This is a genomic window from Siminovitchia fordii DSM 16014 = CIP 108821, from assembly GCF_000374565.1.
GTDB lineage: Bacteria > Bacillota > Bacilli > Bacillales > Bacillaceae_C > Siminovitchia > Siminovitchia fordii.
This window is the reverse complement of sequence record NZ_KB894708.1, coordinates 21,609-35,507: the sequence shown is the minus strand read 5'-3', so window position 1 is coordinate 35,507 and position 13,899 is coordinate 21,609. Positions and strand designations below refer to the sequence as shown.

The window sequence follows — 13,899 nt, the reverse complement described above, 5'->3', positions numbered from 1 at the left end:
AAGGCAGGGATAATTTATGAAGTTATTAAAGTGGATTTTTACAGCAGGCATAGCAGTAATGCTTCTCGCTGCCTGCGGCAAGAATGAAAGTCAGGAGACAAGCGGATCTTCTAAGGATAAACCATTAAAAGTCGTTTCGTCTTTTACAATCATTACAGATCTGGCAAGGGAAATTGGCGGAGATGATGTAGAGGTTCATAATCTTGTTCCAACCGGTACTGATCCGCATGAATATGAACCTCTTCCTGAAGATATCAAAAAAGCCACGGATGCAGATATTCTATTCTACAACGGTTTGAATCTAGAAGGTGGAAAAGATGGCTGGTTTTTTAAAATGATCGATTCAGTCGGACAAAAAAAAGAAAATATCTACAGTCTGACGGAGCGTGTGGAACCAATGTATTTGACCGATGACAGCGGAAAAGAAGAAGAAATTAATCCTCACGCATTCATAGATCCGGCGGTCGGCATCAAAATGGCCGAGGATATGAGGGATGCTTTCATGGAAAAAGATCCTGGACGAAAAGAGAATTACAAAAAAAGAGCCGATGAATATATTGCGAGGCTAAAAGAAATTGATAAAGAATACGAGGAAAAAATAAATGAAATTCCGGAAAATAAACGGATACTTGTAACAAGTGAACGGGCATTCCAGTACATGACAGCACATTACGGCTTGAAAGAAGGATATATCTGGGCCATCGATACAGAAGAAAACGGATCGCCCCAACAAATTAAATCACTTGTCAGCATTATTAAAGAACATGAGGTGCCGGTACTTTTCATTGAATCTAATGTGGATCCAAGACCAATGGAAACAGTCTCAAAAGAAACGGGAGTCCCGTTTGCAAAAAAACCGATTTATTCTGATGAAATTGGAAAACCCGGAGATGAAGTCGATACGTACGTTAAGTACCTGAACTATAACATTAACCTAATTTATGATGAGTTAAGCAAGTAGTTAGATTATGACAATTGTCTTGATGTAAGAAAGAGCAAGTGCCTTGCTCCTCGCGGACAATCAAGGGACGGTTTTCGAAGAGACAGACCCCTAGCCAAGCTATAGAATTCAACTTCGTGTGTTCTCTAGGGTTATGGGACTATGCTTCAAGAGCATTACTTCCTCGGATAAGCTATACAATCTTCCTTGCTGGTTTTTGGCTCCGATTAGCACGCACTGGAGCTGGACTGAACAAAGTAATTTATATGTATGAAAAACCCGGAGCTTTTTCCGGGTTTTTTCATTGGATAAACAAGCTTCGCGATACCGATCCGGGTCAGATGAACTAAACTGATGACTGACTTTTCATCTAATCTAGAAGATGCGAATGTTGACGCTTTAATAGTGACCGGCTTGCGAATTTAGCAGCTTTACGGGCATCTTCTCTCACTATTAGTGACCATTTAATTGAGCTGAGCCCATATTCGGGCTCCTTTAACCACCATTGGTGACCGGTTTACCAGATTAAACGACGGGCGCCTTCGCTCTCTACTAGCGCCCCATCACAGGTACAATATTACTTACAATCAATTTAATCAGGCATCGTCAATACCATGACCGCTCCAAACATTTTTCAAGCAAAGAAAACGCGCAGAGAAATCTCTGCGCGTTTATTAAAGGGCCCTTATTTAAAAGCTTTATTATTTTTCGATGGAAGCAACGACGCCAGCGCCTACTGTACGTCCACCTTCACGGATTGAGAATTTTGTTCCTTCTTCAATCGCGATTGGAGAAATAAGTTCTACTGTCATTTCTACGTTGTCTCCAGGCATAACCATTTCTACTCCCTCTGGAAGGTTGATGATTCCAGTTACGTCAGTTGTACGGAAGTAGAACTGAGGGCGATAGTTAGAGAAGAATGGAGTATGACGTCCACCTTCTTCTTTAGAAAGAACGTAAACTTCAGATTTAAATTTAGTGTGTGGAGTGATAGATCCTGGTGCAGCCAATACTTGCCCACGTTGGATGTCTTCACGCGCTACACCACGCAGAAGCGCACCAATGTTGTCCCCAGCTTCAGCATAGTCAAGAAGCTTACGGAACATTTCTACTCCAGTTACAGTAGTTTTCTTGGACTCTTCAGCAAGACCGATGATTTCTACTTCGTCACCGACTTTTACTTGTCCGCGCTCAACACGACCAGTTGCAACTGTTCCACGACCAGTGATAGAGAATACGTCCTCAACAGGCATCATGAATGGTTTGTCAGTTTCACGCTCTGGAGTTGGGATGTACTCGTCAACAGCGTTCATCAATTCAATGATTTTGTCTTCCCACTCAGCTTCTCCTTCAAGAGCTTTAAGAGCAGAACCTTTAACTACAGGAAGGTCGTCTCCAGGGAACTCATATTCAGAAAGAAGATCGCGGATCTCCATTTCTACCAATTCAAGAAGTTCTTCATCGTCAACCATGTCGCATTTGTTCATGAATACAACGATGTAAGGAACACCTACTTGACGGGAAAGAAGGATATGCTCACGAGTTTGTGGCATTGGGCCGTCAGCAGCTGATACAACAAGGATAGCTCCGTCCATTTGCGCAGCGCCAGTGATCATGTTTTTAACATAGTCAGCGTGTCCTGGGCAGTCAACGTGCGCATAGTGGCGCTTTTCAGTTTCATACTCGATGTGAGAAGTGGAGATTGTGATTCCACGCTCTTTTTCTTCAGGAGCGTTGTCAACTTGGTCGTAAGACTTAGCTTCCCCACCTAATTTTTTTGAAAGAACTGTAGCAATAGCAGCAGTCAAAGTTGTTTTACCATGGTCAACGTGACCGATTGTACCGATATTCGCATGTTCTTTGGAACGATCAAATTTTTCCTTAGCCATTAGGAAATCCTCCTTTAATTTTAAAAAATAGTAAGTATTGGCGAGCGCTTCAAAGGAAGAAGTTTCCCCCTCTTCAAAGCCGCCCGAATATCATCTATTAGTAGTTATACTTGATAGATGTAATAAAATCAATTATTCACCGCTATTTTTTTTGATGATCTCTTCAGCGATGGATTTTGGCACTTCTTCATAGTGATCAAAATGCATTGTGTACGTACCGCGTCCCTGTGTATTGGAGCGGAGGGATGTCGCGTAACCGAACATTTCGGAAAGTGGAACGAAAGCTTTAACCACTTGTGCGTTTCCTCTTGCTTCCATGCCTTCAACGCGGCCACGGCGTGAAGTGACGTCTCCCATTGTATCTCCGAGATACTCTTCCGGAACTACAACTTCGACCTTCATGATTGGCTCCAATAATACCGGATCACATTTTTTCACTGCGTTTCTTAAAGCAAGGGAAGCAGCAATTTTAAATGCCATCTCACTGGAGTCAACATCGTGGTAAGAACCGTCATAAAGTTTAGCCTTTACATCGATGAGCGGATATCCTGCAATTACACCGTTAGCCATTGCATCTTCCAATCCTGCTTGGACAGCTGGGATGTATTCACGAGGAACAACACCACCAACAATAGCATTCTCGAATTCAAAGCCTTTACCAGCTTCATTTGGAGAGAATTCGATCCAAACGTGACCGAACTGTCCGCGTCCACCAGATTGGCGTACGAACTTACCTTCAACTTGAGCCGAAGTACGGAAAGTCTCACGGTAAGAAACCTGTGGTGCACCAACGTTAGCTTCGACTTTGAATTCACGCTTCAAGCGGTCAACGATAATGTCCAGATGAAGCTCACCCATACCGGCAATTTCAACTTGGCCTGTTTCCACGTTTGTTTCTGCACGGAAAGTTGGGTCTTCTTCCTGCAATTTAGCAAGAGCTGCGCCCATCTTATCTTGGTCCGCTTTAGATTTAGGTTCGATAGCTACAGTGATAACCGGCTCAGGGAATTCCATAGACTCGAGAATTACTAAATTCTTTTCGTCACAAAGTGTATCCCCGGTACCTGTATCTTTCAATCCAACCGCTGCTGCGATGTCACCGCTGTATGCAGTCGTGATCTCTTCACGGTGGTTCGCGTGCATTTGAAGAATACGACCGATTCTTTCACGTTTTCCTTTAGTGGAGTTTTGTACATAAGAACCGGATTCAAGTGTACCTGAGTACACACGGAAGAATGTCAAACGACCGACATAAGGGTCTGTCATAACTTTAAATGCAAGAGCTGAGAATGGCTCATTGTCATCTGCATGACGTTCTACTTCTTCATCAGTTCCAGGCACAATTCCTTTAATGGATTCGATATCAGTCGGCGCTGGAAGATAGTCTAAAACAGCATCAAGAACTGGCTGTACGCCTTTGTTTTTGAAAGCTGTTCCACAAAGTACAGGGTAGAATTCTACTTTCAAAGTTGCCGCGCGGATTGCCGCTTTAAGCTCTTCGTTGGAGATTTCTTCCCCTTCCAGATATTTCATCATGAGCTCTTCGTCAAGGTCTGCGACAGCTTCAATTAAGCTGGCACGCATCTCTTCCGCTTGATCTTTAAGATCCTCCGGAATCTCTGATTCAGTGGCATCCAGCACGTCGCCTTCATAGATCCAAGCTTTCATTTCAACAAGGTCTACAACACCTCTGAATGTGTCTTCCGCACCAATTGGGAGCTGGATCGGATGTGCATTGGCATCCAGACGATCGTGCAAAGTTTTTACTGCATATAAAAAGTCCGCGCCAATTTTATCCATTTTATTAACGAAAACAATTCGTGGAACTCCGTAAGTTGTTGCTTGACGCCAAACTGTTTCAGTTTGCGGTTCAACACCTGATTGTGCATCAAGAACAGTTACAGCTCCGTCAAGAACTCTTAAGGAACGTTCAACTTCAACAGTGAAGTCTACGTGACCAGGAGTATCAATGATATTAACGCGGTATCCTTTCCACTGCGCTGTTGTAGCGGCGGAAGTAATTGTGATTCCACGCTCCTGCTCTTGTTCCATCCAGTCCATCTGGGAAGCACCTTCGTGAGTTTCGCCCACTTTATGGATTCGCCCTGTATAGAAAAGGATGCGCTCGGTAGTCGTTGTTTTACCGGCATCAATGTGAGCCATGATTCCGATATTACGAGTCTTTTCTAAGGAGAACTCTCTAGGCATCTCGTCTTTCTCCTTCCTAGTTTATCTAGTTAATAAATAGTTATAAATATTACCAGCGATAGTGGGCAAATGCTTTGTTTGCCTCAGCCATTTTATGTGTATCTTCACGCTTCTTAACTGAAGCTCCGCTGTTATTAGCAGCATCAAGAATTTCATTGGCTAGACGCTCTTCCATGGTTTTTTCTCCACGAAGACGTGCGTAGTTCACCAACCAGCGTAGACCTAATGTTGAACGGCGTTCCGGACGCACTTCAACTGGTACTTGGTAGTTGGCTCCACCTACACGGCGTGCTCTTACTTCCAAGACCGGCATGATGTTTTTCAAAGCTTGGTCGAAGACCTCCATTGGGTCCTTTCCGCTTCTTTCTTGAACTAGATTAAATGCTGAATATAGGATAGTTTGTGCTTTTCCTCTCTTACCGTCAATCATCAATTTGTTGATCAGACGTGTAACGAGCTTAGAGTTGTACAATGGATCAGGAAGCACATCTCTTTTAGCGACTGGTCCTTTACGTGGCATTGAGGTTCCTCCTTTCACAAACAGTGAATATATCTAATCTTATTTTTTCTCTTTAGGACGTTTTGTACCGTATTTGGAACGGCTTTGTGCACGGTTTTCAACCCCAGCAGTGTCAAGCGCACCACGAACGATATGATAACGGACACCAGGAAGGTCTTTAACACGTCCGCCGCGGATCAATACAACGCTGTGCTCTTGAAGATTATGTCCGATTCCTGGAATATAAGCAGTTACCTCGATTCCGTTTGTCAAACGAACACGGGCATATTTACGAAGAGCAGAGTTCGGTTTTTTAGGTGTCATTGTACCAACACGAGTACATACGCCTCGCTTTTGTGGAGAAGAAACGTTAGTGCTCGCCTTCTTGAAGCTGTTGTACCCTTTGTTAAGTGCTGGTGAGTCAGAAGTAGTCACTTTTGACTTTCTTGGTTTACGTACCAATTGGTTAATTGTAGGCATGAATGCTTCCTCCTTTCCGGTTTTCTGTAGACCCACACATCCAGGTGGTTCTTTTTAAAGCAAAAAAACAAGTTTTTGCAGGCAAACAAATACCTCTTGCAAAAACACCTTTAGTGAATGATGGCAACAGCTGCCGCTCCTACATCAATTCCGCATGCTTTACCAAGTTTTTTCATGGAGTCGACCTTGGTTACGGGTACATCCAGCTCTTTTGCTGTATCAATGATGTTATCCGTAATTCGCGGATCGGCATCCTGTGCAACGAAAACTTTCTTCGCATGACCTGATTTCAGAGCCCTTACTGTTTGCTTTGTTCCTATTATCACATTTGCATCCTGCAATACTTTTTCATAAGACAATTTTACGCATCCTCCAAAGCTACAGGTTTTTTATGATAGGATCACCTTGAATATAGTACCATCTGCTATTTTCAATGTCAACAATAAAAGGGAAAATATTACTTGAGAAACGCGCAAGCGCCCTGTCTTGTGCAGACAGACAAGATGATCCTCCATTAAACAGTTGCTCTGCCAATAGAGACTATCTTTTTTTATGAGAATCCGCCGGCAGTATTGCCGGCGGCCCCCACTGTTATTCTACGTTGACTGCGTCTTCCTCTTTCTTCAGTACAGCGCCTGCTCTTCTGTAGCGCTGCATTCCAGTTCCAGCCGGAACCAGTTTTCCGATTATGACATTCTCCTTCAAGCCAAGCAGTTCATCCCGCTTGCCTTTGATGGCCGCATCTGTCAACACGCGTGTTGTTTCCTGGAATGATGCTGCTGACAGGAAGGAATCCGTCTCAAGTGATGCTTTGGTGATACCGAGCAATACCGGGCGTCCGGTTGCAGGCTGATTTCCTTCAAGCAACACTCTTTCGTTCGCATCCGTAAACTGGTGAATATCAAGCAATGTTCCCGGCAGTACATCGGTGTCTCCTGCATCCGTGACTCTCACTTTCCGCAACATTTGGCGAACCATCACTTCGATGTGCTTGTCGCCAATTTCAACACCTTGCATCCGGTAAACCTTTTGCACTTCAAGTAAAAGATACTCTTGTACGGCCGCCACATCTTTAGCGCGCAACAATTCCTTAGGATCGATGGACCCTTCGGTCAATTCCTGCCCGCGCTCCACCCGGTCATTCACTGCCACACGCAAACGGGCTGTGTACGGCGCATTGTATGTTTTACTTTCAATTTCACCCTGGATGACAATTTCATGCTGGCGGTCCCTGCCTTCATTTATGGCAGTGACCACGCCGCTGATTTCAGAAATGACAGCCTGACCTTTAGGGTTACGGGCTTCGAACAATTCCTGAATACGCGGAAGACCTTGCGTGATATCGTCTCCTGCGACCCCTCCTGTATGGAAGGTCCTCATCGTAAGCTGGGTACCCGGTTCTCCGATTGACTGGGCAGCGATGATTCCCACCGCTTCCCCGACATCCACTACTGAGCCAGTTGCGAGATTGCGGCCGTAACATTTTTTACAAACGCCGTGGCGGGCATTACATGTGAATGCTGAGCGGATCCATACTTTATCGATTCCCGCGTCGACAATTTCTTTCGCTGTATCTTCCGTGATAAGCGTATTCTCATTGATAATGATATCCCCTGTATCAGGATGAACAACTTTCTTGCGGGCAAACCGGCCAATCAGCCTTTCTTCCAAAGACTCGATTTCTTCTGTACCGTCTTTTAGTGCTGCAACTAACAAGCCTCGATCCGTACCACAGTCATCTTCTCGGACGATGACATCCTGCGCAACGTCAACCAATCTCCTTGTCAAGTAACCTGAGTCGGCTGTCTTCAGAGCGGTATCCGCCAATCCTTTACGCGCTCCATGGGTAGAGATAAAGTACTCGAGTACTGTCAACCCTTCCCGGAAGCTCGATTTGATTGGAAGTTCGATAATCCGTCCCGCCGGGTTAGCCATGAGTCCGCGCATACCCGCCAGTTGGGTAAAGTTGGAAGGGTTACCCCGGGCACCGGAATCACTCATCATGTAAATCGGGTTAAGATTTTCCAAGGACTCCATCAGTTTATCTTGAATTTCGTCTTTTGCAGAGCTCCAGATGGAAATGACTCGGTCATAGCGTTCTTCATCTGTGATAAGGCCCCGCTTGAACTGTTTCAGGACGTTATCAACTTTCGTCTGTGCTTCCTCAAGAATTGTCTCTTTTTCGGCAAGGACAACAATATCAGATACCCCAACTGTGATCCCTGCTTTTGTAGAATATTTGAATCCAAGATTCTTCATGCTGTCAAGCATTTTGGAAGTCTCGGTGATTTGGAACCTTTTAAAAATCTCGGCAATGATATTCCCAAGAATTTTCTTTTTGAATGGTTTAACCAATGGTTGTTTTTTAATGAATTCCGCAACGTTTTCGGTTGTGTCGACAAAATACTTTTCAGGGGTGTTCTGTTCAAGGTTTTCTTTTGTCGGTTCATTGATATATGGGAACGAATGAGGCAAAATTTCATTGAAAATGATTTTACCCATGGTCGTAACCAATAATTTTTTCCTCTGCTCCTCAGAGAACCTCTCATTTGGAAGAGAATCCACATGAATGGCAATCCGTGAATGCAGGTGTATATATCCGTTATGGTACGCAAGAAGAGCCTCATCTGCATTGCCAAACACCATACCCTCACCAGCAGCGCCTTCACGTTCCAAAGTCAGATAATAATTCCCGAGAACCATATCCTGGGATGGTGTAACAACCGGCTTGCCGTCCCTTGGGTTCAAGATGTTTTGTGCAGCAAGCATCAGCAATCTCGCTTCTGCCTGGGCTTCGGCGGATAACGGAACATGGACAGCCATTTGGTCGCCGTCAAAGTCAGCATTATAAGCCGTACATACAAGCGGGTGAAGGCGGATCGCTCTTCCCTCGACAAGGGTCGGTTCAAACGCCTGAATTCCCAGCCTGTGCAAGGTCGGTGCACGGTTCAGGAGCACCGGATGTTCTCGGATGACTTCTTCCAGTACATCCCAAACTTCCGGATGAACACGCTCAATTTTACGCTTCGCACTTTTAATATTATGAGCCAGCCCTTTTTCAACGAGTTCCTTCATGACAAACGGCTTGAACAGTTCCAAAGCCATTTCTTTCGGAAGACCGCATTGATACATTTTAAGGCTTGGTCCAACAACGATAACGGAACGTCCTGAATAGTCGACCCGTTTACCGAGCAAGTTTTGGCGGAAGCGGCCTTGCTTTCCTTTCAGCATATGTGACAGGGATTTGAGTGGACGGTTTCCCGGTCCAGTCACTGGGCGCCCTCTCCGTCCATTATCGATGAGAGCATCAACAGCTTCCTGGAGCATCCTCTTCTCATTTTGAACGATGATGCCAGGAGCTCCCAGATCCAAGAGCCTTTTTAGACGGTTGTTCCGGTTAATTACACGACGGTATAAGTCGTTCAGATCCGATGTAGCAAACCGGCCACCCTCAAGCTGAACCATCGGGCGCAATTCCGGTGGAATGACCGGAAGGACATCCAGCACCATCCAATCTGGATGGTTTCCGGAATGGCGGAATGCTTCCAGCACTTCAAGCCTTCTGATAGCACGCGTACGCCGTTGGCCCTGTGCTGTCTTCAGCTCTTCCTTCAGAAACTCAACTTCTTTGTCAAGATCCACATCTTGGAGAAGCTTTTTAATGGCTTCCGCTCCCATTCCTGCAGTGAAAGTGGATCCGTACTTTTCACGATAAGCACGATATTCCCTTTCAGATAAAAGCTGTTTCTTCTCTAATGTAGTGTCTCCAGGATCTGTCACTACGTAAGAAGCAAAATAAATAATTTCTTCCAGTGCCCTTGGGGACATATCCAACAGAAGCCCCATCCGGCTTGGAATTCCTTTGAAGTACCAAATGTGAGAGACAGGGGCAGCAAGCTCGATGTGCCCCATGCGCTCCCGACGGACTTTCGCCCTTGTCACTTCAACACCACAGCGGTCACAAACGACTCCTTTATAGCGTACTCGTTTGTATTTCCCGCAGTGACATTCCCAGTCTTTTGTCGGACCGAATATTCGCTCGCAAAAAAGACCGTCCTTCTCAGGTTTTAAAGTTCTATAGTTGATCGTTTCCGGCTTTTTAACCTCACCAAAAGACCATGAGCGGATCTTATCCGGCGAAGCAAGGCCGATTTTCATATACTCGAAATTATTTACATCCAGCAAGGGGCCTACCTCCCTTTTCATATACAGGTTTTACCCTAATTGCCTTGTCTGACATCATTTACTCCTTCGTCGCAGCTGTTTCTTCCACTTTTGTTTCTGGAGCAATGTTCAAAGTGTCTGCCTGGTGGAGATCATCCTCGTCCTCGAGCTCTCGCATTTCGATTTCCTGTTCATCCCCGGATAAGATTTTGACATCCATTCCAAGACTTTGCAGCTCTTTGATCAAAACTTTGAATGATTCAGGAACACCTGGCTCTGGGACGTTTTCACCTTTGACAATTGCCTCATATGTCTTCACACGTCCAACGACATCGTCAGATTTCACCGTAAGGATTTCTTGAAGAGTGTAGGCTGCACCGTATGCTTCAAGCGCCCACACTTCCATTTCACCGAAGCGCTGGCCACCGAATTGAGCTTTACCGCCAAGCGGCTGCTGGGTAACGAGTGAGTATGGGCCTGTTGACCGGGCATGCAGCTTATCATCAACCATATGCGCAAGTTTCAGCATATACATGACACCAACGGAGACACGGTTGTCAAAAGCTTCTCCTGTTCGCCCGTCATAAAGTACCGTTTTCGCATCGGAAGCCATGCCTGCTTCTTCAATTGTTTCCCATACATCCTCTTCGGTCGCACCATCAAATACAGGTGATGCCATGTGAAGGCCCAAGTATCTTGCAGCCATGCCCAAGTGCAGTTCAAGCACCTGGCCGATGTTCATCCTTGAAGGAACACCGAGCGGGTTGAGCATGACATCGATAGGTGTACCGTCAGGCATGTAAGGCATATCCTCTTCAGGAAGAATACGGGAAATAACACCTTTGTTACCATGGCGTCCCGCCATTTTGTCCCCTTCGGATATTTTCCTTTTCTGAACGATATAAACACGGACAAGCTGGTTTACGCCCGGAGAAAGCTCGTCACCGTCTTCACGGTTGAACACTTTTACATCCAGTACGATTCCGCCGCCCCCATGAGGCACTCTAAGGGAAGTATCCCGGACTTCACGTGCCTTTTCACCGAAGATGGCATGAAGCAGCCGCTCTTCAGCTGTCAATTCCGTTACACCTTTAGGTGTCACTTTTCCAACGAGCAGATCGCCATCCTTCACTTCTGCACCGATTCGGATAATCCCGCGTTCATCGAGGTTTTTAAGTGCATCTTCCCCGACATTTGGTATATCCCTTGTCATTTCTTCGGGACCTAGTTTCGTATCCCTTGCTTCAGATTCATATTCTTCAATATGAATCGACGTATAGACATCATCTTTTACGAGGCGTTCGCTCATAATGATGGCATCTTCATAGTTGTAACCTTCCCACGTCATAAATCCTACGAGGACATTTCGGCCAAGGGCCAATTCCCCTTGATCCATGGATGGGCCATCCGCAAGAATTTCCCCTTTTACAACCCTGTTGCCGACACTTACGATAGGACGCTGGTTGTAGCAGGTACCCTGGTTTGACCGGATAAATTTTTGCAGGCGGTATTTATCAAGGTCACCTTTCACTTCTTGACCGTCAATTTCCTTGATTCTTCGAACCCAAATTTCACGTGCCTCAATATGTTCCACAATACCGTCGTGCTTGCAGATGACAGCAGCACCTGAATCCTTCGCCGATACGTATTCCATTCCGGTACCTACAAGCGGAGCTTCCGGCTGCATGAGTGGAACAGCCTGCCGTTGCATGTTCGCTCCCATGAGTGCCCGGTTGGAGTCATCGTTTTCAAGGAATGGTATACACGCTGTTGCAGCGGACACGACCTGTTTCGGAGAAACATCCATATAGTCAATCCGCTCTCTTTTGATCACGGTGTTTTCCCCGCGGAAACGGGCAATGACTTCTTCATTTGCAAAAGTGCCTTCCTCTGTCAAAGGAGCATTTGCCTGCGCCACCACGTAGTTATCCTCTTCATCGGCAGTCAAATAGTCGATCTGATTACTCACTACCCCTGTCTCAGGGTCAACACGTCGGTATGGCGTTTCAATAAAGCCAAAACGATTCACTTTCGCAAAAGTGGACAGTGAGTTGATCAAGCCGATGTTCGGGCCCTCCGGTGTCTCAATCGGACACATCCGTCCATAGTGGGAATAGTGAACATCACGGACTTCCATTCCGGCACGTTCACGTGTCAAACCACCTGGTCCAAGAGCAGAAAGTCTTCGCTTATGAGTCAATTCTGCTAATGGATTTGTCTGATCCATGAATTGAGATAACTGGGAGCTTCCAAAAAACTCTTTGATTGATGCAATGACCGGTCGAATATTGATCAATTGCTGAGGTGTGATCGTATTGATGTCTTGTATTGACATCCGTTCCCGAACAACCCTCTCCATACGGGACAGCCCGATCCTGAACTGATTTTGAAGCAGTTCTCCGACAGAACGCAGACGGCGGTTGCCCAGGTGATCGATATCATCGGTATCACCCACTCCATATAGAAGGTCAAAGAAATAGCTGATAGATGCAATGATATCCGCTGGCGTGATATTCTTAATCTCTTCCTCTATGAAAGAGTTGCCTATGACATTGATTTCTCTTTCCTCATCGTCATTTGGAGCATATATTTTAATTGTTTGGACGGTGATGTCATCTTCAAGTACACCACCATGATTGTTATACGTTTTGAATCCAGCACCTTTTTCAAGGTGAGGTATCAATTTGTCCAATGTGCGGCGATCAAGCAAAGTGCCTTTCTCCGCAATGACTTCGCCCGTTTCAGGATCGGCTAATGTTTGCGCAAGCCGCTGACCAAAAAGGCGGTTCTTAATATGAAGCTTCTTGTTAATCTTATAACGTCCAACGTTGGCCAAATCATATCTTTTCGGATCAAAAAAGCGTGAAATAAGCAGGCTTTTCGCGTTTTCAACGGTTGGAGGTTCACCTGGACGCAGGCGTTCATAGATTTCAAGCAAAGCTTTTTCAACGTTCTCCGTATTGTCTTTTTCCAGCGTGTTCCGGAGATATTCGTTATCTCCTATTAATTCGATGATTTCTTGATCAGAACCAAAACCTAGTGCACGCAAAAGAACCGTTACCGGCAGTTTCCTCGTCCGGTCGATACGGACATACACAACATCTTTCGCATCTGTTTCATATTCCAGCCAAGCGCCGCGGTTCGGAATGACGGTTGCAGTGAAGCCTTTCTTGCCATTCTTATCAATTTTGGCGCTGTAATAAACGCTTGGAGAGCGCACAAGCTGCGAAACGATAACACGCTCTGCCCCATTGATGATGAATGTTCCCATTTCTGTCATCAGTGGAAAGTCTCCCATGAATACATCCTGGTCTTTCACTTCGCCGGTCTCTTTATTTAAAAGACGCAATTTGACACGAAGCGGAGCGGAATATGTGGCATCACGCTCTTTGGATTCTTCCACAGAATATTTTGGCTCACCGAGACTATAATCGATAAATTCTAACGATAGATTCCCGGCGAAATCTTCAATTGGGGAGATGTCCTGAAACATTTCCTTTAAGCCCTCATCAAGAAACCATTGATAAGAGGAAGATTGAATTTCAATAAGGTTTGGCAGTTCCAATACTTCACTGATTCGAGCAAAGCTTCTGCGCTGGCGGTGCCGTCCATACTGAACAAGTTGACCTGTCAACTGATTCACCCCTCAAAAAAATCATGCATTTTATTCATCCTATCCGCTCTCTTCATTCGAGCAGGATAATCATCTGACAAAAAGA

Annotated in this window: 8 protein-coding genes; 1 reads left to right on the top strand and 7 read right to left on the bottom strand. The window is 45.4% G+C overall.

What is annotated here, in order from left to right; translation table 11 throughout:
• The first annotated feature begins 16 nt into the window (after positions 1-16).
• The gene (locus tag C509_RS0120075; protein ID WP_018708726.1) at positions 17-961 is read left to right on the top strand and encodes a metal ABC transporter solute-binding protein, Zn/Mn family; all 945 of its coding nucleotides are present in this window, start codon (positions 17-19) and stop codon (positions 959-961) included.
• A 680-nt stretch (positions 962-1,641) separates the two neighbouring features.
• Here the strand turns inward: C509_RS0120075 and tuf are convergent.
• The 7 genes from tuf to rpoB form a co-directional block, all read right to left on the bottom strand.
• A complete protein-coding gene (tuf, locus tag C509_RS0120070; RefSeq protein ID WP_018708725.1) occupies positions 1,642-2,829 on the bottom strand; it encodes an elongation factor Tu in 1,188 nt (395 codons plus the stop codon).
• Between the two features lie 132 nt (positions 2,830-2,961).
• Positions 2,962-5,037: an elongation factor G gene (gene fusA, locus C509_RS0120065; protein WP_018708724.1), complete on the bottom strand. Its 2,076-nt coding sequence runs from the start codon at positions 5,035-5,037 to the stop codon at positions 2,962-2,964.
• 49 nt (positions 5,038-5,086) lie between these two features.
• Positions 5,087-5,557, bottom strand: a complete 471-nt coding sequence (gene rpsG, locus C509_RS0120060) for a 30S ribosomal protein S7 (RefSeq protein WP_018708723.1) — start codon at positions 5,555-5,557, stop codon at positions 5,087-5,089.
• Between the two features lie 39 nt (positions 5,558-5,596).
• Positions 5,597-6,016: a 30S ribosomal protein S12 gene (rpsL, locus tag C509_RS0120055; RefSeq protein ID WP_018708722.1), complete on the bottom strand. Its 420-nt coding sequence runs from the start codon at positions 6,014-6,016 to the stop codon at positions 5,597-5,599.
• A 110-nt stretch (positions 6,017-6,126) separates the two neighbouring features.
• The gene (locus tag C509_RS0120050; RefSeq protein ID WP_018708721.1) at positions 6,127-6,375 is read right to left on the bottom strand and encodes a 50S ribosomal protein L7ae-like protein; all 249 of its coding nucleotides are present in this window, start codon (positions 6,373-6,375) and stop codon (positions 6,127-6,129) included.
• Between the two features lie 232 nt (positions 6,376-6,607).
• Complete coding sequence (rpoC, locus tag C509_RS0120045) at positions 6,608-10,201, bottom strand: DNA-directed RNA polymerase subunit beta' (RefSeq protein WP_018708720.1); 3,594 nt, start codon at positions 10,199-10,201, stop codon at positions 6,608-6,610.
• A 58-nt stretch (positions 10,202-10,259) separates the two neighbouring features.
• Complete coding sequence (gene rpoB / locus C509_RS0120040) at positions 10,260-13,814, bottom strand: DNA-directed RNA polymerase subunit beta (RefSeq protein WP_018708719.1); 3,555 nt, start codon at positions 13,812-13,814, stop codon at positions 10,260-10,262.
• Positions 13,815-13,899 lie beyond the last annotated feature (85 nt).

What these genes read in the sequence shown, in the direction of transcription:
- rpsG (WP_018708723.1), bottom strand. Translation starts at nt 5,557, where the DNA reads ATGCCACGTAAAGGACCAGTCGCTAAAAGAGATGTGCTTCCTGATCCA.
- C509_RS0120075 (WP_018708726.1), top strand. Translation starts at nt 17, where the DNA reads ATGAAGTTATTAAAGTGGATTTTTACAGCAGGCATAGCAGTAATGCTT.
- tuf (WP_018708725.1), bottom strand. Translation starts at nt 2,829, where the DNA reads ATGGCTAAGGAAAAATTTGATCGTTCCAAAGAACATGCGAATATCGGT.
- fusA (WP_018708724.1), bottom strand. Translation starts at nt 5,037, where the DNA reads ATGCCTAGAGAGTTCTCCTTAGAAAAGACTCGTAATATCGGAATCATG.
- rpsL (WP_018708722.1), bottom strand. Translation starts at nt 6,016, where the DNA reads ATGCCTACAATTAACCAATTGGTACGTAAACCAAGAAAGTCAAAAGTG.